At 62.7% G+C, this 22,596-nt stretch carries 18 protein-coding genes; 7 read left to right on the forward strand and 11 right to left on the reverse strand.

Features of this window, described 5'->3' with window-relative positions:
* Positions 1-28: 28 nt before the first annotated feature.
* The 3 genes from N805_RS05835 (at position 29) to N805_RS05845 (ending at position 4,127) form a co-directional block, all read left to right on the forward strand.
* Complete coding sequence (locus N805_RS05835; protein WP_028613056.1) at positions 29-1,222, forward strand: HlyD family efflux transporter periplasmic adaptor subunit; 1,194 nt, start codon at positions 29-31, stop codon at positions 1,220-1,222.
* Positions 1,219-2,754 (forward strand): DHA2 family efflux MFS transporter permease subunit, encoded by a 1,536-nt coding sequence (locus N805_RS05840; RefSeq protein ID WP_028613055.1) that lies wholly within the window; start codon positions 1,219-1,221, stop codon positions 2,752-2,754. The genes N805_RS05835 and N805_RS05840 overlap by 4 nt, the downstream gene beginning before the upstream one ends.
* A gap of 626 nt (positions 2,755-3,380) precedes the next feature.
* On the forward strand, positions 3,381-4,127 hold the full coding sequence (locus N805_RS05845; protein WP_019472740.1) for an SDR family oxidoreductase: 747 nt from the start codon (positions 3,381-3,383) through the stop codon (positions 4,125-4,127).
* A gap of 9 nt (positions 4,128-4,136) precedes the next feature.
* Here N805_RS05845 and N805_RS05850 read toward each other — a convergent pair whose 3' ends face one another.
* The 5 genes from N805_RS05850 to N805_RS05870 form a co-directional block, all read right to left on the reverse strand.
* A complete protein-coding gene (locus N805_RS05850; RefSeq protein WP_019472741.1) occupies positions 4,137-6,203 on the reverse strand; it encodes a PAS domain-containing protein in 2,067 nt (688 codons plus the stop codon).
* A 63-nt stretch (positions 6,204-6,266) separates the two neighbouring features.
* Positions 6,267-7,922 (reverse strand): PAS domain-containing sensor histidine kinase, encoded by a 1,656-nt coding sequence (locus N805_RS05855; RefSeq protein ID WP_019472742.1) that lies wholly within the window; start codon positions 7,920-7,922, stop codon positions 6,267-6,269.
* A 58-nt stretch (positions 7,923-7,980) separates the two neighbouring features.
* On the reverse strand, positions 7,981-9,390 hold the full coding sequence (mapR, locus tag N805_RS05860) for a GntR family transcriptional regulator MpaR (RefSeq protein ID WP_019472743.1): 1,410 nt from the start codon (positions 9,388-9,390) through the stop codon (positions 7,981-7,983).
* 50 nt (positions 9,391-9,440) lie between these two features.
* The gene (gene ccoG / locus N805_RS05865) at positions 9,441-10,844 is read right to left on the reverse strand and encodes a cytochrome c oxidase accessory protein CcoG (RefSeq protein WP_019472744.1); all 1,404 of its coding nucleotides are present in this window, start codon (positions 10,842-10,844) and stop codon (positions 9,441-9,443) included.
* A gap of 120 nt (positions 10,845-10,964) precedes the next feature.
* Positions 10,965-11,204 (reverse strand): DUF3203 family protein, encoded by a 240-nt coding sequence (locus N805_RS05870; RefSeq protein WP_019472745.1) that lies wholly within the window; start codon positions 11,202-11,204, stop codon positions 10,965-10,967.
* A 191-nt stretch (positions 11,205-11,395) separates the two neighbouring features.
* Here N805_RS05870 and N805_RS05875 point away from each other — a divergent pair, with 191 nt between their 5' ends.
* On the forward strand, positions 11,396-11,914 hold the full coding sequence (locus N805_RS05875; RefSeq protein WP_019472746.1) for an MgtC/SapB family protein: 519 nt from the start codon (positions 11,396-11,398) through the stop codon (positions 11,912-11,914).
* 532 nt (positions 11,915-12,446) lie between these two features.
* Here the strand turns inward: N805_RS05875 and N805_RS05880 are convergent.
* The 3 genes from N805_RS05880 to N805_RS05890 form a co-directional block, all read right to left on the reverse strand.
* Positions 12,447-13,346 carry a hydroxymethylglutaryl-CoA lyase gene (locus N805_RS05880; protein ID WP_019472747.1) on the reverse strand — a complete coding sequence of 300 codons (900 nt, stop codon included), beginning with the start codon at positions 13,344-13,346 and terminating at the stop codon, positions 12,447-12,449.
* A 19-nt stretch (positions 13,347-13,365) separates the two neighbouring features.
* Positions 13,366-13,764 carry a MerR family transcriptional regulator gene (locus N805_RS05885; protein WP_016487404.1) on the reverse strand — a complete coding sequence of 133 codons (399 nt, stop codon included), beginning with the start codon at positions 13,762-13,764 and terminating at the stop codon, positions 13,366-13,368.
* 199 nt (positions 13,765-13,963) lie between these two features.
* Positions 13,964-14,842 carry a helix-turn-helix domain-containing protein gene (locus tag N805_RS05890; protein WP_028613054.1) on the reverse strand — a complete coding sequence of 293 codons (879 nt, stop codon included), beginning with the start codon at positions 14,840-14,842 and terminating at the stop codon, positions 13,964-13,966.
* Positions 14,843-15,014: 172 nt separating this feature from the next.
* Here N805_RS05890 and pobA point away from each other — a divergent pair, with 172 nt between their 5' ends.
* Positions 15,015-16,202 (forward strand): 4-hydroxybenzoate 3-monooxygenase, encoded by a 1,188-nt coding sequence (pobA, locus tag N805_RS05895; RefSeq protein ID WP_028613053.1) that lies wholly within the window; start codon positions 15,015-15,017, stop codon positions 16,200-16,202.
* Between the two features lie 632 nt (positions 16,203-16,834).
* Here the strand turns inward: pobA and N805_RS05900 are convergent.
* A complete protein-coding gene (locus N805_RS05900) occupies positions 16,835-17,485 on the reverse strand; it encodes an ankyrin repeat domain-containing protein (protein WP_028613052.1) in 651 nt (216 codons plus the stop codon).
* A 117-nt stretch (positions 17,486-17,602) separates the two neighbouring features.
* On the opposite strand from N805_RS05900, the gene ggt reads away from it, so the two are divergent.
* Positions 17,603-19,393 (forward strand): gamma-glutamyltransferase, encoded by a 1,791-nt coding sequence (gene ggt, locus N805_RS05905; RefSeq protein ID WP_028613051.1) that lies wholly within the window; start codon positions 17,603-17,605, stop codon positions 19,391-19,393.
* Between the two features lie 44 nt (positions 19,394-19,437).
* Complete coding sequence (locus N805_RS05910) at positions 19,438-20,319, forward strand: LysR substrate-binding domain-containing protein (protein WP_028613050.1); 882 nt, start codon at positions 19,438-19,440, stop codon at positions 20,317-20,319.
* A 74-nt stretch (positions 20,320-20,393) separates the two neighbouring features.
* Here N805_RS05910 and ctlX read toward each other — a convergent pair whose 3' ends face one another.
* Both ctlX and N805_RS05920 read right to left on the reverse strand, forming a co-directional pair.
* Positions 20,394-21,347 carry a citrulline utilization hydrolase CtlX gene (gene ctlX, locus N805_RS05915; RefSeq protein WP_196305296.1) on the reverse strand — a complete coding sequence of 318 codons (954 nt, stop codon included), beginning with the start codon at positions 21,345-21,347 and terminating at the stop codon, positions 20,394-20,396.
* 25 nt (positions 21,348-21,372) lie between these two features.
* Positions 21,373-22,425, reverse strand: coding sequence for an ornithine cyclodeaminase (locus N805_RS05920; RefSeq protein ID WP_028613048.1), 1,053 nt, complete (start codon positions 22,423-22,425; stop codon positions 21,373-21,375).
* Positions 22,426-22,596 lie beyond the last annotated feature (171 nt).

The raw sequence follows: 22,596 nt of genomic DNA on the forward strand, positions 1-22,596 counted from the left end.
CCTGTCACGAATTATCCAAGGTATTGTCATGGCCACTCCCGCAGATACCCCGACTCCCTCCGCCGCGCCCGAGCCGTCGCGCAAGCGCAAGGCCTGGCTGCTTGGCCTGCTGCTGTTGCTGATACTTGCCGGTGCATGCACCTGGGCCTGGTACAGCCTGGTCGGCCGCTGGCACGAAAGCACCGACGATGCCTACGTCAACGGCAACGTGGTGGAGATCACTCCGCTGGTCACCGGCACCGTCACCAGCATCGGTGCCGATGACGGCGACCTGGTTCATGCCGGCCAGGTATTGCTGCAATTCGACCCGGCCGACAGCGAGGTGGCCCTGCAGTCTGCCGAAGCCAAGCTGGCACGCAGCGTGCGGCAGGTGCGTGGGCTGTACAGCAATGTCGACTCGCTCAAGGCCCAGCTGGAAACCCGCCAGGCGGAACTGCGCAAAGCCCAGCAGGACTTCAACCGGCGCAAGGTGCTGGCCGATAGCGGTGCCATTGCTGCGGAAGAACTGTCCCACGCCCGCGATGACCTCAGTGTGGCGCTGGCCGCTGTAAACAGTGCACGTCAGCAGCTCAGCACCAGCAGCGCGCTGGTCGACGACACCGTGGTTTCCTCGCACCCCGAGGTAATGGCCGCCGCTGCCGACCTGCGCCAGGCCTACCTCGACCACGCCCGCACCACACTGGTGGCACCGGTTACCGGTTACGTTGCCAAGCGCACCGTGCAGCTGGGCCAGCGCCTGCAGCCGGGCACCGCGACCATGGCGGTGATCCCGCTGGACCAGGTATGGATCGACGCCAACTTCAAGGAAACCCAACTGCGTGAGATGCGCATCGGCCAGCCGGTGCAGATCAGCGCCGACCTGTACGGCAGCGAGGTCAAGTACAGCGGCACGGTCGACAGCCTTGGCGCCGGTACGGGCAGTGCCTTCGCCCTGCTGCCGGCACAGAACGCCACCGGCAACTGGATCAAGATCGTCCAGCGCGTTCCCGTGCGTATTCACCTGAGCCCCGATCAGCTCAAGGACCACCCACTGCGTATCGGCCTGTCCACCGTGGTGGAAGTCGACCTGCATGACCAGAGCGGCCCGGCCCTGGCCCAGCAGCCCCCGCAGCAGGCCAGCTACACCACCCAGGTGTATGACCGTCAGCTGGTCGAAGCCGACAACCTGATCGCCCGGTTGATCCACGAAAACAGCGCACCCGGCAAGACGGCCCAGCGATGAGCAACAACGCCGCTGCCCAGTTCACGCCGCCCAGCCTGCTGCTGACCACCATCGGGCTGTCGCTGGCGACGTTCATGCAGGTGCTCGACACCACCATTGCCAACGTGGCGTTGCCGACCATTTCCGGCAACCTGGGGGTGAGTTACGAGCAGGGCACCTGGGTCATTACCTCGTTCGCGGTGAGTAACGCCATCGCCTTGCCATTGACGGGCTGGCTCAGCCGGCGGTTTGGCGAAGTAAAACTGTTCATCTGGGCCACGCTGTTGTTCGTGCTGGCCTCGTTCCTGTGCGGTATCGCCCAGTCGATGCCGGAGCTGGTCGGTTTCCGCATATTGCAGGGCGTGGTCGCCGGGCCGTTATACCCGATGACCCAGACCTTGCTGATTGCCGTCTACCCCCCCGCAAAACGGGGCATGGCCCTGGCGCTGCTGGCGATGGTCACGGTGGTGGCGCCGATTGCCGGGCCAATCCTGGGGGGCTGGATTACCGACAGTTACAGCTGGCCGTGGATCTTCTTCATCAACGTGCCCATTGGCCTGTTCGCCGCCGCCGTGGTGCGCCAGCAGATGCGCGCCCGGCCAGTGGTCACTAGCCGACAGCCCATGGACTATATCGGCTTGCTGACGCTGATCATCGGCGTCGGGGCGCTGCAAGTGGTGCTCGACAAAGGCAACGATCTGGACTGGTTCGAATCGTCGTTCATCATTATCGGCAGCTTGATTTCGGTGGTGTTCCTGGCGGTTTTCGTGATCTGGGAACTGACCGACCGCCACCCGGTGGTCAACCTGCGCCTGTTCGTGCACCGCAACTTCCGCGTCGGCACCATTGTGCTGGTCGGGGGCTATGCAGGGTTCTTCGGTATCAACCTGATCCTGCCGCAGTGGTTGCAGACGCAGATGGGCTACACCGCCACCTGGGCGGGCCTGGCGGTGGCACCGATCGGCTTGCTGCCGGTGATCATGTCGCCGTTCGTGGGCAAATACGCGCACCGGTTCGACCTGCGTCTGCTGGCGGGGCTGGCGTTTCTGGCGATTGGTACCAGTTGCTACATGCGTGCCGGGTTCACCAGTGAGGTGGACTTCCAGCATGTGGCCTTGGTGCAGCTGTTCATGGGCATTGGCGTGGCGTTGTTCTTCATGCCGACCTTGAGCATTCTGCTGTCTGACCTGCCCCCGCACCAGATTGCCGATGGTTCGGGCCTGGCGACCTTCCTGCGAACCTTGGGCGGGAGTTTTGCCGCGTCGTTGACAACCTGGATCTGGATTCGCCGGGCGGACCAGCATCATGCCTACCTTAGCGAGAACATCAGCCAGTTCGACCCGGCGACGCGGCATACGCTGGAGCAGTTGGGCGGGGCCAGCCCGCAGAGTTATGCGCAGCTGGAGCAGATACTCAATGGGCAGGCTTACATGATGTCCACAGTGGACTACTTCACCTTGATGACCTGGGTGTTTGCCGGGTTGATCCTGCTGGTGTGGTTCGCCAAGCCACCGTTCACTGCCAAAGCCGGACCGGCGTCGGCGGGGCATTGAGCTAAACCATACGACCAGGTTTCTGCATTGTTGCTCCTGCTCCTGCTCCTGCTCCTGCTCTTGCTCCTGCACTTGTTGTTGCTTCTAAGCGCGCGATAGTTCAGGCGACGCAGATTGCGACTTCAGGAGGCCGAGCGCAGGGCTTGCGGAGGGAGGTGACGGGCATGGATGCCCGTCAAGCGCTGGGCCCCAGGATGGGGCCTGCAGCGCGGTCCTCCCGGGAGCAAGCCCGGAGCGAGGGGACCCCGGAGCGCAGCGTAGGGGCCGGATGATGGGAGCGGACGGCTTTGGTTACTTTGGCCAAGACCAAAGTAACCCGCCGGAAGGGCGGAAGGTGACTTGGCGCCACCTGCGCGAACGAATGTCTACACGGTGTTGAGGCCCACATCGCAAGCAGCGAAAAGCGTATCTGGCTGTTTTGGTTCAGCGAACAGTCCGTTTGCGATGGCATCCATGCCCGTCACCTCCCTCCGCAAGCCCTGCGTTCGGCCTCCTGAAGTCGCGAAGATCAAGAGCAAGAGCAACAGAGGGTAGGCCCACGGTTGTGTGAGCTGACCTCGGTCATTCCCATCTGTAGCCTTTTCGCCTATTGTCGATCCTCCCTTCCCCAAGCGATTGGCAAATTCATGGAGAACGTCATCGTCATCACCGGCGGCAGCCGCGGTATCGGCGCCGCCACAGCACTGCTTGCCGCCCGCCACGGCTACCGCATCTGCATCAACTACCACGCCGACGACCAGGCCGCCGAAACCACCCTCAGCCAGGTCCGCGCCCTGGGCGCCGAGGCCATCGCCGTGCGCGCCGACGTCAGCGTCGAGGATGAGATCATCCAGCTGTTCCAGCGCGTCGACGAAGCGCTCGGCCCGGTCACCGCGCTGGTGAACAACGCCGGCACCATCGGTCAGCAGAGTGGCGTTGAGGACATGTCCGAATTCCGCCTGCTGAAGATCATGAAAACCAACGTCGTCGGCCCCATGCTCTGTGCCAAGCACGCCTTGCTGCGCATGGCGCACCGGCATGGAGGGCAGGGCGGGGCCATTGTCAACGTGTCATCGATGGCTGCGCGCCTGGGCTCGCCCAACGAATACGTCGACTATGCCGCCTCCAAGGGCGCGCTCGACACCTTTACCATCGGTCTGGCCAAAGAAGTGGCAGGCGAGGGCGTGCGGGTCAACGGCGTACGCCCAGGCTACATCCACACAGGGTTCCATGCCCTGTCCGGCGACCCCGACCGGGTCAGCAAGCTTGAGCCCGGTTTGCCCATGGGCCGCGGCGGGCGCCCCGAGGAAGTGGCCGAAGCCATCCTCTGGTTGCTCTCGGACAAAGCGTCCTACTCCACCGGCAGTTTCATCGACCTGAGCGGCGGGCGCTGAGCGCGCTCGTCAATCTCCCAGCAGCTCGCGTACCCGCTCGGCGAGTGCTTCCAGCTCAAACGGCTTGGTCAGCACCGAGGTACCCTGCAACAGCTGGCCGTCGCTGAGCGCCGCGCTCTCATCGTAACCGGTGATGAACAGCACCTTGAGGTCTGGGTAGCGCACTCGGCAGCGCTCGGCCACCTGGCGGCCATTAAGGCCACCCGGCAGCCCGATATCGCTCAGCAGCAGGTCTGGCCGTTCGCCGCTTTGCAGGTGGGCGAGGGCGGTCGGGCCATTCTCGAAGGCGTCCACCCGATAGCCCAGCTCTTCCAGCACTTCGCCCACTACCAGGCGCAAGGCGGTCTGGTCCTCGATCAACAGAATGCGCTTCGCAGCCGCGCTGCTTCTTTGCAAAGGCGTGCGCTGCGGTTTGCCGGCAGGAACCCTGGGCTGCTCGTCGTGGCGGGGTAGCAGCAGCTCGATGCGGGTACCTTCGCCAAGCACCGACAGCACGCGTAATTGCCCACCCGACTGACGCACGAAGCCGTAGGTCATGGACAGACCCAGCCCGGTCCCCTGGCCCATCGGTTTGGTGGTGAAGAACGGGTCGACTGCACGCTCCGCCACTTCAGCCGACATGCCCTTGCCGTTGTCGACGATACTCAGCCGCACATACTCGCCGCCTGGCAGCTCCACTGCCAGGGCCTGCTCGTCGTCAAGCATCAGGTTATCGCCAATGATCTCGATCACACCACCCGCAGGCATGGCATCGCGGGCGTTGATGCAGATGTTGAGCAGGGCGCTTTCCAGTTGAGGCGGGTCGATGAAGGTCGGCCACAGCTGGCTGGCGAAGCGGCTGCTCAGGCTAATGGCCGGGCCGATGGTGCGCCGCAGAAGGTCCTCCATGCCGGCCACCAGCGTGGCCACTTGTGTGGAGCAGGGTTGCAGGGTCTGCTGGCGAGAGAATGCCAGCAGCCGGTGCACCAGCGAAGAGGCCCGCTGCGCCGAGCCGCTGGACAGCTCCAGCAAGGGTTCCAGGGCGTCGAAGCGTGACTGGTCCAGGCGTTGACGCATCAGTTCCTGGGCGCCAAGAATGCCGCCCAGCAGATTGTTGAAGTCGTGGGCAATGCCGCCACTGAGCTGGCCTACGGCCTCCATCTTCTGTGCCTGACGCAGCGCTTCTTCGGCCTTGGCCAGGCGTTCCTGCTCTTGCACCCGTTCACTGATGTCATAAGCGAACAGAAACGCGCCTTGTATCTCGCCTTTTGGGTCGCGCAAGGCGTTGAAGCGCAATTCGTAATGGCGCAGCATGGGAGGCTTGCCGAAGGTGCCAATTTCGATGAACTGCTCGCCTGCCAGGGCGCGCTGCCACAGTGGCAAGACAGGCGTCTGGCCAGCGCCTCCATCTTCGAACAGCCCGGGCAGGTATTCGCCGATTTCCGGGGTCCTTCCGTACAGCTGGTGGAAGTCATGCTTGGCCTGGCGGTTGACAGCCAGCCAGCGCAAGCCCTTGTCCACCACATGCACATTGACCACGCTGTGATCCACCAATTCGGCAAACAAGCGTCGCTCCGCCAGTGCGGCATTCACCCGTTGTTCCAGTTCTTCGTTGAGGCGCTGCAGGGCCTGCTCTGCACGCCGGCGTTCGGTGACATCCTTGAACAGCACGGCTACCTGACGTTTCTCTGCAGGTTCTACGCGAAAAGTGGTCACCGACAGTACATGGCCGGTGGCGACCAGCTCCTGCTCGAAGTGCAGCGGTTCCCCTGTGCGAAGCACAGCGCCATAGCGGGCCACCCAGTCATCGGCCTCATCAGGCACCATCTCGCGCAGTTTCTGCCCGACCACGTCGGGGATGCCGGCGTGTTTGGCGTAGGCCGCATTGGCCAGCACATGCACATAGTCACTCAGCGGGCCATGTGGGCCGTCAAAGAACTCGATGATGCAAAAGCCTTCGTCCATGGTGTCGAACAACGACCGGTAAAAGTCCTGATCCTGGTCTTTAAAGCTGGCGAGCTGTGCTTCCAACAGCGCGTTGCGCCGTTGCAGGGCTTCGACTTGTTGACGCAGTGTGAGCAGGTCGCGGGATGGCATGCCGACGTCCGACGAAAAAGGATGCGCAGACTTTAACGTGTTCACCCGCAGGCGGATAGGCGGTCAACGTTGCGGCGGGGCAATCCCCAGCAAGCGGTCAATTCGCTGGCCAAGGCTCTGCAGGTTGAACGGTTTGCACAGCACCTCGGTGCGCCTGCCCGGGCGGCTACTGATCGGGATGTCGGCAGTGTCATAGCCGGTAATCAGCAATACGGGGGCTTTGGCCACAAGCGTTTGAAACGCCTCTGCCAGCTGATAACCGTCGACTCCACCGGGCAGGCCGACATCAGTGATCAGCAAGTCCGGTGGAACACCCGCATGCATAGCCTCAAGCGCCGGGCGGCCACGGTCGAAAGCCTGCACTTCATGGCCCAGTTCAGTCAGTACTTCGACAAGTATCAGGCGCATGGCTGGCTGGTCTTCCACCAGCATGATTCGCTGCACACGGGGGGCAGAACGCTCGACGCAGGTGGTGACTGGCACAGGCTGGCTGCAGGCAGCGATGCTTTCCTCCAGGGGAAAGTACAGGTGAACGCAGGTGCCTTGCCCGGCCACGCTTTCGATCTGCAACTGCCCGCCGGACTGGCGGACAAAGCCATAGACCATGGACAACCCCAACCCGGTACCTTGACCGAGTGGCTTGGTGGTGAAGAAAGGGTCCAGGGCGCGCTGGCGCACCGTGCTGGACATACCCATGCCGGTATCGGCAACGCGAATGTGCAAGTACCGCCCCGCAGGCAGGTCCAGCTGACTGCCCTCAGCCACCGCGAGGTCGCTGTTTGCACAAGCGATGCTGAGCGTACCGCCCAGGGGCATGGCATCGCGGGCATTGATGCACAGGTTCAGCAGGGCATTTTCCAGCTGCTGCGGGTCGATGTGAATTGACCATTGCCCGGCCAGTGTCTGGTCGTGAAAATCAATGTGCTGGCCAATAGAGCTGACGATCAGGTCTTGCATGCCCGCTACCAGGCACTGCACATCAACCGGTCGCGGCACCAGCGTCTGCTGGCGCGAGAAGGCCAGCAGGCGCTTTACCAGCGCAGCGGCGCGCAAGGTAGTACTGCGGCAGAGTTCGAGCATGCGGGCGGTGTCGGCATGGCGTTGTTGGCCCAGGCGCTGTTCGGCCATTTCCACTGCGCCGAGCAGGCTGCCCAGCAGGTTGTTGAAGTCGTGAGCGATGCCGCCGGTCAACTGACCCACCGCTTCCATTTTCTGCGACTGGCGCAGAGCCTCCTCGGCCTGGTGCAGGCGTTGCTGTTCGGCGATGCGTTCGGTGATGTCATAGGCAAACATGTATCCGCCCTGGATCCGCTGCTGCGCGTCACGCAACGGGTGGTAGCGGATTTCGTAATGGCGCGGCGCATCAGGCGGACCGAAGGTGACGGTATCGACGAACGCTTCGCCGGCCAGCACACGCGGCCAAACCGGGCCCAACCGGTTCATGATGTCGGGCTGATTGGCCAGGAACTGCGGCACGTAATCGCCGATCTGCGGCACGAAGCCGCGGTAGCGTTCGAAGGTTTCGCGAGCCATTCGGTTGATGGCTACCAGACGCATCTTGCGGTCGGCGGCAAACACGTTGGCCAGGTTGTTGTCGAGCAGTTCACCGAGCAGCTTGTTGTGTGACAGGGCGCTGTCTTCGCGTTCTGCCAGGCATGCTTCCAGTTCTGCGACACGCGCCTGCAGCTGGGTGATCGATGGAAGCGAATCTGGCTGCATGACCCAACGCCCGATGAACGGATCGGGCAACTATAGTCGCCCTTCAGGCTTGTAGCTATCAGAACGAGCGAATGATCCGCCCGAGCGTCTCCATGGCCCGTTCGGCGCCATCATGCCAGGGGCTGCCGTAGTTGAGGCGGATGCAGTTGCCAAAGCGGCGGGTAGGCGAAAATATCGGCCCAGGGGCGATGCTGATGCCTTGCGCCAGGGCCATGTGGAACAGCTTGAGGGCGTCCATCTGCTCGGGCAGTTCCAGCCACAGGAAGTAGCCACCCGAGGGCTGGCTGACCCGCGTCTGCGCCGGGAAGTGCCGGGCGATGGCCGCCAGCATGTTGGCCTGCTGGCCTTCCAGGGCGTAGCGTAGTTTGCGCAGGTGGCGGTCGTAGCCACCGTGCTGCAGGTAGTCTGCTATCGCTGCCTGGGCCGGCATCGAAGCACACAGCGAAGTCATCAGTTTCAGCCGCTCGATCTTTTGCGCAAAGCGCCCGGCCGCTACCCAGCCGATACGGTAACCGGGCGCCAGGCTTTTGGCGAACGAGCCGCAGTGCATGACCAGGCCTTGGGTATCGAAGGCCTTGGCCGGCTTGGGCGCCTGCGTCGAGTAGTACAGCTCGGCGTACACGTCGTCTTCGATCAATGGCACCTGATGACGCGCCAGCAGTTCCACCAGCGCCTGCTTCTTCGCCTCCGGCATGCTGGCGCCTACCGGGTTCTGGAAGTTGGTCATGCACCACACGGCCTTTACCGGGTGCTTTTCCAGCGTCTGTGCCAGTACCCCCAGGTCCATGCCTTCGCGCGGGTGCACGGGGATTTCCACAGCCTTGAGTTTGAGCCGCTCCAGCACTTGCAGGCAGGCATAAAAGGCGGGGGCCTCGATGGCCACCAGGTCGCCCGGCTGGGTAACCGCCTGCAGGCACAGGTTCAAGGCTTCCAGTGCACCGTTTGTAATCAGTAGCTCTTCCATCGGCAGCATCAGCCCACCGACCATGTAGCGCAGGGCAATCTGCCGGCGCAACTGCGGGTTGCCGGGCGACAGGTCGGTGACCACCATGCGCGGGTCCATGCTGCGGCTGGCGCTGGCCAGCGAGCGCGACAGGCGCTGCAGCGGGAACAGTTCGGGGCTGGGGAAGGCTGAACCGAACGGTATGGTGTTGGGGTCCTTGATTGAGTCGAGGATCGAGAACACCAATGCGCTGACGTCCACGTCGGTGGACTCGCTGACCGGCTGCAACGCCTGCGGCTCGCTGAACTGGCGCGGGGCGTGGGCGTTGACGAAATAACCCGAGCGCGGCCGGGCACGGATCAGCCCGCGCCGCTCCAGCAGGTAATAGGCCTGGAACACGGTGGAAGGGCTGACCCCGTGGGTCTGGCTGGCGTAGCGTACCGAAGGCACCCGTTGGCCGGGGCCCAATACCCCGGAGCGGATCAGTTCGGCAATGTCGTCGGCGAAGCGTTCGTAGCGTTTCATTCGGGCCTTCTGTCGAAGCCTGGCAGGCAAGGTGGCGTCAGTGTAAGGGATCAGCGGTTCATCGGTGCGACGAAGCGGCTTTGGGCCACGCTGCGAATGGCGGGGTCGTCGCGCTCGCTGATTTCAAAGCTCAGTGTTTGCGAGCTGCTGGTCGGGCGCTCGGCCAGCATCGCCACGGACACCGGCAGTTCGCTCATTTCGCCGGCCGGGATCACCAATACGGTATTGCCCTGCAAGGTGAAACCGTCGGCGTCCAGCAGGCGCAGTGCATAGTGCTGGGTGCGCTCGGTCTTGTTGATGACCTTGAGCAGGTAGATGTTCTCGATCTGGCCCTGGGCATTTTCACGGAACAGGCCGCGGTCCTTGATGACGTCCAGCGAAACCATCGGGCGCATCTGCAAGGCCACCACCAGCGCTGCAATCATCACCCCGAGTGCAGCGACGTAGCCCAGCAGGCGCGGGCGCAGCCAATGGGTGGTGCCGCCCTGCAAACTGTGTTCGGACTTGTAACCGATCAACCCGCGGGCGTAACCCATCTTGTCCATCACCCCGTCACAGGCGTCGATGCACGCCGCGCACCCGATGCAGGCCATTTGCAAACCATCGCGAATATCGATGCCGGTGGGGCACACTTGCACGCACAGCGTGCAGTCGATGCAGTCGCCCAGGCCTTGGGCGCCTACGTCACTGCCTTTCTTGCGCGGGCCACGAGTTTCGCCACGGCGTGGGTCGTAGGCAACCGCCAGGGTGTCCTTGTCGAACATCACAGCCTGGAAGCGCGCATACGGGCACATGTGCAGGCATACCGCTTCGCGCAGCAGGCCTGCGTTGATGTAGGTGGCAGCGGTAAAGAACAGCACCCAGAACAGCGCCACTCCGCCCAGTTGCAAAGTGAACAGTTCTGCGGCCAGTGGGCGGATTGGCGTGAAATAGCCGACGAAGGTCAGCCCGGTGACCACACCAATGGCCAGCCACAGGCTGTGCTTCAACGTGCGGCGCGCCAGTTTGTTCAGGCTCCAGGGCGCGGTGGCAAGCTTGATGCGCTGGTTGCGGTCACCCTCGGTGACCTTTTCGCACCACATGAACAGCCAGGTCCAGGTGCTCTGCGGACAGCTGTAGCCGCACCACACGCGACCGGCGTACACGGTGATGGCGAACAGGCCGAAGGCGCAGATGATCAGCAGCGCTGACAGCAGGATAAAGTCCTGTGGCCAGAAGGTGGCGCCAAAGATGTGGAATTTGCTCTCGCTCAAGTCCCACAGCACCGCTTGGCGGCCGTTCCAGTTGAGCCAGGCAGTGCCAAAGAACAGCACAAAAAGGGCACCTGCAAAGCCGATGCGCAGGTTGCGGTACAGCCCGGTAAAGCTGCGGGTGTGGATACCGCTGTCGGCGTGTCGCGGTCGGGAAGTGGCTGGGGCGGTGGCGATCTCTGTAAAAGGGATTCTATTGTTCATGGCTCGGTGCTCATCAGGCCTCGATCAGGCATGAGCACTATGGCCCCGAGGCTGTTATCAGCACAGGCTCAGGTTTTGCGATAAAAACCGTATCAGATTGCCCCTTGGCCCCGCCAGGCCTTAGATCACCGAGCCTGGTACGCTGGTCTTCAGATGCCTGCGGCTATCCACCGCACCCGCCACGGTCAGCGCATCGGCCTCGGATTCGGTGATGGGCACCCGTTGGCCTGCGAGCAAGGCCACTGACATGCGCAGTTGTTCGTCGGTGATGATTTCGACATCAGGGCCATCACCCTCGATGCGCAGGTCTTCGCCGATCAAGGTGCAGCGTTGGGTGGTTTCGTCAATTTCAATGGGCATGGTGTGGTGCTCCTGCTGGTGGTTACAGGGTGGACCACAGTGGGGGGCTGGTTGCTGCATCAACAGGCTGAGCGGCACTTTCCCCGGTGTACAGAGGTCAACCCTTGCATAGTGCAGGCCGGCCTATTCGCGGGCATGCCCGCGAGTAGGCCGGCGATGGCCACACAATGCTCAGCATGGGGACAACTGTGATGGACGTCATCTGGCAAGCAATCCAGGCCGAGTTCGCCGATGTCACCGATGAGCGTGAGGTGACGCGCATTCTCGTGCGCCTGCTGATGGCAGCAGTGCTTGGCGCTGTGTTGGGCTTTGAACGTGAACACAAAGGCAAGTCTGCCGGGGTGCGCACCCACATGCTGGTCTCGCTGGGTGCGGCCCTGTTCGTGTTGGCGCCTAGCACGGCCGGGGCTGACGAACAGGCGCTAAGCAGGGTAATTCAGGGTATCGTCGCCGGTATTGGCTTTCTGGGTGCGGGTACCATCCTTAAAGGTAACGGGAAGGACCCCAGCCATGTGAAAGGGCTGACTACCGCTGCAGGGCTGTGGATGACTGCTGCTATTGGTACGGCTGCCGGCATGGGTCGCGAAGCCACGGCGTTGATCAGCACGGTACTGGCCCTGCTGGTACTGGCGACAATGCCGTTGTTGGTAGAGAAGGTCGAAGGGCAGAATGAGGAAAAGCAGGAAGAGGAGGAGGGCAGGAAGCACTAAGGGGAGCCGAAGCTCCCCCCAAAGCGTTGCTGCTTGCTCTTTTTTTATTATTGAGGCTGGCTTTTTGTTGTTTTTGTAAGCCTGCCTTGGTGTTGCGTGCGACCCCCATGCGGGGTCAAGAGCAAACGTATTTTTTTGAGCGCTGACCTGCTTTCATCATGGCTGATCCGAACCTGACTGTAGCTACCTTGAGGTAGTTTTATTGTTCTGTGCCAGACCGCGGGGCGTACCCCTGAAAAGCGTGTCGACTCCAAAAAGATCTGCTTGCTACGCCTCTGCCGTATTGTTCTTGTTATGTCAGAGCCGTTACCTGTTGTTTTTATTGGGTGTCACATTTTTTTTGTTCTTGTACGAAAGATATAGCAGGGTGCGTGCCAACTTTTTAAAATCCTTTAAAAACAGTGACTTAACGATTTTTGTCCAACCCGGCCAGCCTGAAATTTTGTCGATTTGTTTCCCTGTTACCCGATTTTTTGCTGTGAAGCGTGGGGCCGGTAACACTTCACCCACACGTATGTGACACCCGTATGACTTACTGCGCGTTGCGCGCCCGCGCTACCCGCGACCCATTGCCGCGGCCGAGCACGCTGCTGATGCGTTGCCCGGCGGCAATCAGCCGGTCCAGGTCGATACCGGTAGCAATGCCCAGCCCCTGTAGCAGGTACACCACGTCTTCCGTGGCGATGTTGCCGGTAGCGCCTTTGGCGTAAGGGCAGCCACCCAGCCCGGCCACCGAGCTGTCGAATACGCTGATACCTTCGAGCAGGCTGGCATAGACGTTGGCCAATGCCTGGCCATAGGTATCATGGAAGTGCCCGGCCAGTTGCTCGCGCGGTACCTGGGCCGATACCACCTCGAACAGGCGCCGGGTATCGCCGGCGGTTCCTGTGCCAATGGTGTCGCCCAGCGACACCTCGTAACAGCCCATGTCATGCAGGGCACGGGCCACCGGCGCCACTTGTTCGGCACTGACCTTGCCTTCATAGGGGCAACCGAGTACGCACGACACATAGCCGCGCACGCGCACACCGTGGCTGCGCGCAGCTTCCATGATCGGTTCGAAGCGCTTGAGGCTTTCGCTGATCGAGCAGTTGATGTTGCGCTGCGAGAACGCTTCGGAGGCGGCTGCGAACACCGCCACTTCTTTCACCCCAGCAGCCAGCGCGTCCTCGAAGCCGCGCAGGTTTGGCGCCAACGCCGCATAGGTAACGCCGGGGCGCTGCTGGATACCGGCGAACACCTCGGCGGAACCGGCCATCTGTGGCACCCACTTGGGCGAGACGAAGCTGCCCACCTCGATATAGGCCAGGCCCGCCTCGGTGAGGTCGTCCACCAGGCGCACCTTGTCGGCAACGCTGATGGGCTGGGCTTCGTTCTGCAAACCGTCGCGGGGGCCTACTTCGACCAGACGGACTTCTTTTGGCAAGGGCATGGCGGGTTTCCTGTGGCGTTCAGCGGTTGTCTTTGTTGTTCAGGGTGGCGGCCAGGGCTTGTTCACAGCGCTCCTGGGCGGTGTCCAGCTCCAGTTGCATCTGGTGGATGTCGAGCATCTGCTGTTCCAGCTGGGCGCGCCGTTCGGCGATTTTCGCCAGCATGCTGTTGAGCTGCTTGAGGTTGCCGCTGGTGGGGTCGTACAGCTCGATCAGCTCGCGGCACTCGGCCAGCGAAAAGCCGATGCGCTTGCCGCGCAGGATGAGCTTCAGGCTGACCTTGTCGCGCGCCGTGTAGATGCGCTCCAGGCCTCGGCGTTCGGGGCTCAGCAGGCCCTGCTCCTCGTAGAAACGGATGGCGCGGGTGGTGATGTCCAGCTCGCGGGACAGGTCGGAGATGCTGTAGGTCTGGGTGCTCATGCTGGGGCTCGGCGTGGGGTATGCGGTTATCCTGACTGCAGGTTGACGTATACGTCAAGCAGGGCTGAAGATGCGTGTTGTCTGCACCGGCCTCTTCGCGGCCTTCCCCGCTCCCACAGGTATTGCGTCAGGCCCGCAAGCGGCGCACTTCTGTGGGAGCGGGCAAGCCCGCGAAGAGGCCGGTACAGACAACCACAATTCATTCTGGCTGCACCGACCGGCGATACCCATTGGGCGTCTGCCCACTCAAGCGCTTGAACCATCGGGCAAAGTACGTCGGGTCCGTGAACCCCAGGCTATCTGATAGCTGCCCGATACTCATCCGCGTGTAAATCAGGTTACGCCGCGCCTCCAGCAACAAACGCTGGTGCAGCACCTGCAGCGCAGTCTGCCCACTCAGCGCCCGGCACAACTGGTTCAGTTGCAGGCTCGGAACATTCAGTCGCGCGGCGAAGTCCTCCATCGACAGGTGCTCGCGGTAATGCGCTTCGACCAGTCGCAGGTACTGCCCCAACAACTGGCGGTCACGCTCATCCCGATTTCGCGGCGCTTGCCCCAACTGCTGGCGGCGGCTGATCCACACCATCAACGCGGTCACCAGCGCTTCGAGCATGGCCGCCCGCGCGGGGGCATTGCCCTGGTATTCCTGCTGCAAGGTGCTTATCAGGCTGCGCAGGTGCACGCGGTCCTGCCCCAGCGGGTAACACGCCGATTTCGCAAGCACCGTCAGCGGCGCGCCCAGGCGCTGTTCCAGGTTCGCCACCAGCGCGGTACCAAAGGTCAGCACATACCCCTGGATATCGGCACTGAAGCGAAAGCCATGCACGGTCATCGGCGGCACCACCTGGATCGCCGCCTCGCCGATGGCACTGCGCACGCCTTCGACCTCAACCTGGGCCTGGCCGCGCTGTACGTAAAGGAGCTGGAACAGTTCGGCATGCTGATGCAGCTTGATTTCCCAGTGGTGCAAACGGCTACGCGCCGGGATGGACTCGCAGTGCAGCAGGTCGGTGCCGGGCCAGGCCGTGTTTTCGCCATACAGCTTGAACAACGGGACGCCGGGGAGGGTGGATTTCATGCGGGCAGGCCTGTCCGTTAATCGAACGATTTTTGTAAAAGTGCAGGTTATTCATGGAATAGCACACCTAATGGGCATTTTTTGCCAGTAAAAATGCAAGGGCAAACCCTAACAGCAGATGCCGCCCCACTGCCAGTCCAGGGCCGGCATCGTCCGAACAGAGACAACAACAATGAAAACTCAGGTTGCAATTATTGGTGCAGGCCCGTCTGGCCTGCTGCTGGGCCAACTGCTGCACAAGGCCGGTATCGATAACGTTATCGTAGAGCGCCAGACGCCCGAATATGTGCTTGGCCGCATCCGCGCCGGCGTGCTGGAGCAAGGCACAGTCGACCTGCTGCGCGAAGCCGGCGTAGCCGAGCGCATGGACCGTGAAGGCCTGGTGCACGAAGGTGTCGAACTGCTGGTTGCTGGGCGCCGTCAACGCCTGGATCTGAAGGCCCTGACCGGTGGCAAAACAGTGATGGTATACGGTCAGACCGAAGTGACCCGTGACCTGATGCAGGCCCGTGAAGCCAGTGGCGCGCCGATCATCTATTCAGCCAGCAATGTCCAGCCGCATGAACTGAAGGGCGAGAAGCCGTACCTGACGTACGAAAAAGATGGCCGCGTGTACCGGGTGGACTGCGACTATATCGCCGGCTGTGACGGCTTCCATGGTGTTTCGCGGCAAAGCATCCCTGAGGGTGTGTTGAAGCAGTACGAGCGGGTTTACCCGTTTGGCTGGCTGGGCCTGCTGTCGGACACACCGCCGGTCAATCACGAGCTGATCTACGCCCACCACGAACGTGGCTTCGCATTGTGCAGCCAACGCTCGCAGACACGCAGCCGCTACTACCTGCAGGTTCCTTTGCAGGACCGGGTCGAGGAGTGGTCTGACGAGCGTTTCTGGGACGAACTCAAAGCCCGTTTGCCCGCTGACGTAGCGGCTGATCTGGTGACTGGCCCAGCCTTGGAAAAAAGCATCGCGCCGCTGCGCAGCCTGGTGGTCGAACCCATGCAGTACGGCCACCTGTTCCTGGTGGGTGACGCTGCGCACATCGTCCCACCCACCGGCGCCAAAGGCCTGAACCTGGCAGCTTCGGACGTCAACTACCTCTACCGTATTCTGGTCAAGGTGTACCGCGAAGGGCGTATTGACCTGCTTCAGCAGTATTCGCCGCTGGCCCTGCGCCGGGTATGGAAAGGTGAGCGTTTCAGCTGGTTCATGACCCAGTTGCTGCATGACTTCGGCAGCCACAAGGATGCCTGGGACCAGAAGATGCAGGAGGCCGACCGCGAGTACTTCCTGACCTCGCCGGCGGGGCTGATGAACATTGCCGAGAACTATGTGGGGCTGCCGTACGAAGAAGTTGTCTGAGGTTCTGTGCTGCCTGTCCTGGCCTCATCGCCGGCAAGCCAGCTCCCACAGGTACTGCGCATGACGTGAATACGATGCGGTCCACGTGGGAGCTGGCTTGCCGGCGATCACGGGAGAAGCCCGTGCCATGCAAACCTTCTACTGGGCGAGCAGCGCCTCCATCTCCCGATACCCTCGCTGGCGCGCATGCTCCAGCGCAGTGACCCTATCGTTGTATGTGGGGCTGCCGTACGAAGAAGTTATCTGAGGTTCTGTGCTGCCTGTCCTGGCCTCATCGCCGGCAAGCCAGCTCCCACAGGTACTGCGCATGACGTGAATACGATGCGGTCCACGTGGGAGCTGGCTTGCCGGCGATCACGGGCAAAGCCCGTGCCATGCAAACCTTCTACTGGGCGAGCAGCGCCTCCATCTCCCGATACCCCCGCTGGCGCGCATGTTCCAGCGCGGTGACCCTATCGTTGTATGTGGGGCTGCCGTACGAAGAAGTTATCTGAGGTTCTGTGCTGCCTGTCCTGGCCTCATCGCCGGCAAGCCAGCTCCCCCAGGTACTGCGCATGACGTGAATACGATGCGGTCCACGTGGGAGCTGGCTTGCCGGCGATCACGGGCAAAGCCCGTGCCATGCAAACCTTCTACTGGGCGAGCAGCGCCTCCATCTCCCGATACCCCCGCTGGCGCGCATGTTCCAGCGCGGTGACCCCATCCTTGTCGGCAATCTGCCGGTCCGCCCCCGCCGCCAGCAGCTGGCGCACAATCTCCACATGCCGCGGCCCGCCATCCCCCAGAATCACTGCTTCCATAAGCGCGGTCCAGTGCAGCCGGTTCAGGTGGTTCACGTCCACCCCGGCATCGATCAGCATCTGCACGGTCTCGACATGCCCACGCTCGGCCGCCGGGATCAACGCAGTTCCCCCGTATCGGTTGGTGCTCTTGAGGTCGGCACCGTGGCTTAGCGTCAGCCGCAGGATGTCGTTCAGGCCGCGGGCACCGGCGTACAAATAAGGGCTGTCAGCAATATTGTCCTTGGCGTTCACATCGGCACCGGCCTCGATCAGCGCTTGCGCCGCCGCCACGTGGTTGCCGTGGGTGGCCACCAGCAGTGCAGTGCGCCCTTGCTCATCACGGTTTTCCAGTTGGGCACTTTGAGTCAACAACTGTTGCAAGGTGCGCACGTCGTCGTGGCGGGCGGCGTTGTGCAGGCGGTTGTCCATGGTGGTGTTCTCGGCGTGGGCAGCAAGGCTGGTGAACAGGGCGAACAGCATGGCTGCGACGGGTGTACGCATAGGGTGGGCTCCTGAATGACCTGCCTGCATCCTGGAAAAATCCACATCAGGTCTTGAACTCAAGTTTACGCATGACTGACAGTGGCGTGCTGAACAGACAAGGCAGGAAACAAAACGATGAATTTCTCCACACCGCTGATGAGCGCGCTATGCCTGGCGATTGCCAGTGGGTGGGCCTGCGCCGACCAGCTATTGCCCGCGCCACCCGAACTGGCCTCCGGCTACCGCACCGGCCTGCAGCCGGTGCACGCCAACCGGCATATGGCCGCCGCCGCCAACCCGCTGGCCAGCGAAGCGGGGCGGACGATGCTGCGTGCCGGTGGCAGCGCCATTGATGCGGCCATCGCCATGCAGATGGTGCTGACCTTGGTGGAGCCGCAATCCAGTGGCATTGGCGGTGGGGCCTTTATCCTCTATTGGGACGGCAAACGCGTGCAGGCTTTTGACGGCCGCGAGGCAGCCCCGTCGCAAGTCACGGAAAAGCTGTTCTTGCAAGCCGATGGTTCGCCGATGCCGTTCAGGTTGGCACAGATCGGCGGGCGTTCAGTGGGTGTGCCCGGGGTTCTGCGCGCGCTGAAGCTGGTTCACGAGCAGCACGGCAAGCTGCCTTGGCAGCAACTCTTTGCTCCGGCCATTGCATTGGCACGTAACGGTTTCCCGGTTTCAGCACGCCTTCACACCCTGGTGGCGGGCGACCCGTATATTGCCCGTTCACCGGCCATGGCTCGCTACTTCCTGGATAAAAACGGCAAGCCGCTGGCGGTGGGCACGACGTTGCGCAACCCCGCACTTGCGCAAACGTTCGAGCAGATTGCCGCGCACGGTCCGCAGGCGTTCTACACGGGTGAGATCGCCCAGGCCATCGTGGCCAAGGTGCGCAGCCATGCCAATGCCGGTTACCTGTCGCTGCAGGACCTTGAGCAGTACACCGCCAAGGAGCGCGAGCCGGTGTGCGGCCCCTACAAGGCCTGGCGCATCTGTGGCATGCCGCCGCCATCATCGGGTGGGGTGACGGTGTTGCAGACGCTGGGTGTGCTTGAAGCCGTGCAGCGCGCCATGCCAGAACGCGATCTGGCGGATTTGCGGCCGCGGGCGAACACGTCCCCGGCAGGCCTGGAGGCACCGCCGCTGGCCGTGCACCTGATCGCCGAGGCCGAGCGCCTGGCCTACGCCGACCGCGCTCAGTACCTGGCCGACAGTGATTACGTGCCGGTCCCGGTCAAGGCCCTGACCGACGCCACCTACCTGGCCAGCCGAGCAGCGCAGATCGGCGAGCACAGCATGAAGCGCGCCCGGCCGGGCCAGCCGCCAGGCGCCGACCTGGCCCTGGCACCTGATCGCTCGCCTTTGCGCATTTCCACTTCGCACCTCAGCGCAGTGGATGACAGCGGCCAGGCGCTGGCCATGACCACCTCGGTGGAGGCCGCGTTCGGCTCGCACCTGATGGTCAAGGGCTTCCTGCTCAACAACCATCTGACGGACTTCTCGTTCATCCCCCGGGAGCACGGCAAGCCCGTGGCCAATCGGGTGCAGCCGGGCAAGCGGCCACTGTCGGCGATGGCACCGACGTTGGTGTTTTCGCGGGCCTCTGGCGAACTTGTGGCCAGCCTCGGCTCTCCGGGCGGCTCGCAGATCATTGGTTACGTGAACAAGGCGCTGATCGGCCTGCTGGATTGGCAGCTCGACCCGCAGCAGGCGGCCGGCCTGCCCAACTTCGGCAGCCGCAATGCCGGCACCGAAGTGGAAGCCGGGCTGGCCAGCCCGGCGCTGATCCGCCAATTGGCAACCTGGGGCCATGAGGTAACGCCGATGACCATGACCAGCGGCATGCAGATCATCCAGCGCAACGGCGATGGCTGGTCCGGTGGCGCCGACCCTCGGCGTGAAGGTGTGGCCCTCGGCGACTAGCCGTGATAGAACGCAGTCTTGCCATTCAGCAGTTGAATACCAAGATGTCTATCAGCGTGAAATCGAATAGAGCCCTGTTCGACCTCGACCTGCTACGCGCCATTGTGGTGGTGGCCGATTGCGGCAGCTTCACCACGGCGGCGGCGCGCCTGCACTCGACCCAGTCGACCATCAGCCAGAAGGTACGTCGCCTGGAGGACATGGTCGGCCACCGCTTGCTGGTGCGTGGCAACCGCGATGTGCTCCCGACCGATGCCGGGCAGACCTTGCTCGGCTACGCCCGGCACATGCTGGCGCTGAATGACCAGATGCTCGAAGCCCTGGCCGGGGCGATGGTGGGCACCACCGTACGCCTTGGTGTGCCCGAGGACTTCGTTGGCGGGCGCACGACCAATGCACTGTCGGCGTTCAGCCGGCTGCACCCGCAAGTGAAACTGGAAGTGACCAGCGGCCTGTGCCGCGACCTCAGCCAGGCCTACGACAACGGTGAACTCGACCTGGTGCTGCTCAAGCAGCGGCGCAACACCCGAGAGGGCGTGGCCTGTTGGCCAGAGCGCCTGCAATGGATCGACAGCGCGCGCACGCCTGCCTTCGAGCTCGACCCTATCCCGCTGGTGACCTTCCCCCCTCGCGGCTTGTACCGTGAAGACATGATCAATGCGATCGAAAGCATGGGCCGGCGCTGGCGCATCAGTTTCACCAGCTCAAGCCTCAGCGGCATTCAGGCGGCAGTTGCGGATGGCATGGGCATCAGCCTGCTGCCGCCAAGGGCGGCAACGGCTGAGCATCGGGTGCTGGGCGCAGGGCAAGGGCTGCCGGAGGTCGACAGCTATGAAATCGTCATCGTCCACCGGCCGACGGCAGATGTGATGGTCAAGGCGTTGGCCGAGGTCATGACACAACTGCTGGCGGGTGGTGGGATCTGACACGGCCTGACGCGGTCGGTGTAGGAGCGTTAACCCGTACCAACGGCGTGCGTCGGCCGACTGAGATGATCAGGTCAGGCGCAAGCCGCCGCCAGGCGTGGCGATAGGTGAATGCCGGCAATCATGCAGCGCACCGAGCCCCCAGCCATTTCGATGGTCGGCACGTCCAGCGGCACCAGCCGCGCCGAGCGCTCGATACGCTGGCGCTGTTCGGCGTTCAGGCTGTCGAAAGCCTTGCGTGACAGCGCCAGGATTCGCCCGTCACGCCCGGACAGCTCGATGGCATTGCCGGCAAACTGGCTGATCTGCTGGTTGCTCAGGTCAATCACGTCGCGGCCCGACTCGATCAGGCGCATGCGCACTTCCTTTGCCCGCGCCTTGTTGGTGAACGTGTCAAAGCCCACCAGGGCAAACTCGGTGGCCACGCACATCAGTACATTGGTGTGGTAGATCGGCGCGCCCTGTTCATCGGCAGTGTCGAACACCATCGGCTCGAAATTGAAGTGCGTGCTGAAGCGCTCCAGGGCAATCGGGTCGGCGCGGTTGGAGCGCGCGGTGTAAGCCACCCGCGACAGGTGGTCGAATACCATGGCGCCGGTGCCTTCGAGGAACAGTTCGTCCTGCTCCAGCCCTGAATAATCGATTACATCCTGCACGCGGTACTCATGCTTGAGCATCTCGATCACATCGGCGCGCCGTTCGCGGCGGCGGTTGCGCGAGTACATCGAGTAGATCGCGATGTGCCCACCGGGGTGGGTAGAAAACCAGTTATTGGGGAACACCGAGTCCGGGGTGTTGTGCTCGCCAAAATCGTCGAACAGGTGTACGCGCACGCCTTCGGCCTCGAGGCGGCCGGCGGCCTGGGTGACTTCATCGCGGGCAACCTCGGCGAGCGCCTGTGCGGCGAGGCCGGGGCTGCTGTGCTGGAACGAGTTGTCGGCTGCGGTTTCCGGGTTGGGGGTGAATGCATGTGGCCTGACCATGACCACTGCTGCAGGTGCTTGAATCGAACGCGTTGGAAATGCCATGTGGAGTACCGGGTTGAGAACAGGGTTAGGCAACGCGTCGGATGCGGCTTTTGGCAGCGCGTCCGCGGGTGTGGCTGAACAGGTCTTTCGGGTCGTCTTCCACCCATGGTACCAGGTCGATCTTCGTGCCCATGCCGCGCTTTTCTGCTTGCTGTAGTACGTACCGTAGTACGGTGTAATCCTCCAGGGCGAAGCCCACCGAGTCGAATACGGTGACCTGGCTGTCGCTCTGGCGCCCCTCGGTTTCGCCGCGCAGTACGCGCCATAGGTCAACCACCGGGAAGTCGGCCGGCAGCTGCTGGATGTCACCTTCGATGCGGGTTTGCGGCTCGTACTCGACGAACACGCGGGCGTTGCACAGCACATCGGCGTGCAGCTCGGTCTTGCCCGGGCAGTCACCCCCCACGGCATTCAGGTGCATGCCGGGTTCGAGCATGTCGGGGGTGATGATGGTGGCGTAGGCCTTGTCGGCCGTTACCGTTGTGATGATGTCCACACCTTTCACCGCTTCGGCCACCGAGCCGGCCCGGCGGATGGTGAGGCCGCTGTATTCCTTGAGGTTGGCAATCAGCTTGGCGGTGGCCAGCGGGTCGGTGTCGTAGGCGACGATTTCTTCGATGCCCAGGTGCTTGTGGAAGGCCAGTGCCTGGAACTCGCTTTGCGCGCCGTTGCCGATAAGCGCCATCTTGCGCGAGTTCGGTCGGGCCAGTGCCTGGGCGGCCATCAGCGAGGTGGCCGCAGTGCGCAGGGCGGTGGCAATGGTGAGTTCGGACAGCAACACCGGGTAGCCGGTTTCGACATCGGCCAATACGCCGAAGGCCATTACGGTATGCAGGTCACGCGCGGTGTTGGCCGGGTGGCCGTTGACGTATTTGAAAGCGTAGCGGCTGTTGTCGGCGACCGGCATCAGTTCGATCACACCCACTTCCGAATGGCTGGCAACCCGTGCGGATTTATCAAACTCCTGCCAGCGTTTGAAGTCTTCACGAATGGCCGCAGCCAGTTCACCTATGAACGGCGCCACGCCGATGTCGTGCACCAAGTCCGACATGGTTGGAACATCAATGAAATACGTCATGCTCTTGCACCTTGTTATTGTGCGCTGCCCTCTGGATATTGCAGGGTGAGCGCTTAGGGTTATCGAAGTGTCGCCGGCTCGAACATTTTGATGAAAGGTTGCGTCAACAGGAAGAATGCAGGTTGCCAGTTTCGCCAACTTTCTAGACAATCTGCCACCCCAAAGTAGCAA

Origin of the sequence: Pseudomonas putida S13.1.2, assembly GCF_000498395.2 — a bacterium.
Classification (GTDB): Bacteria; Pseudomonadota; Gammaproteobacteria; order Pseudomonadales; family Pseudomonadaceae; genus Aquipseudomonas; species Aquipseudomonas putida_Q.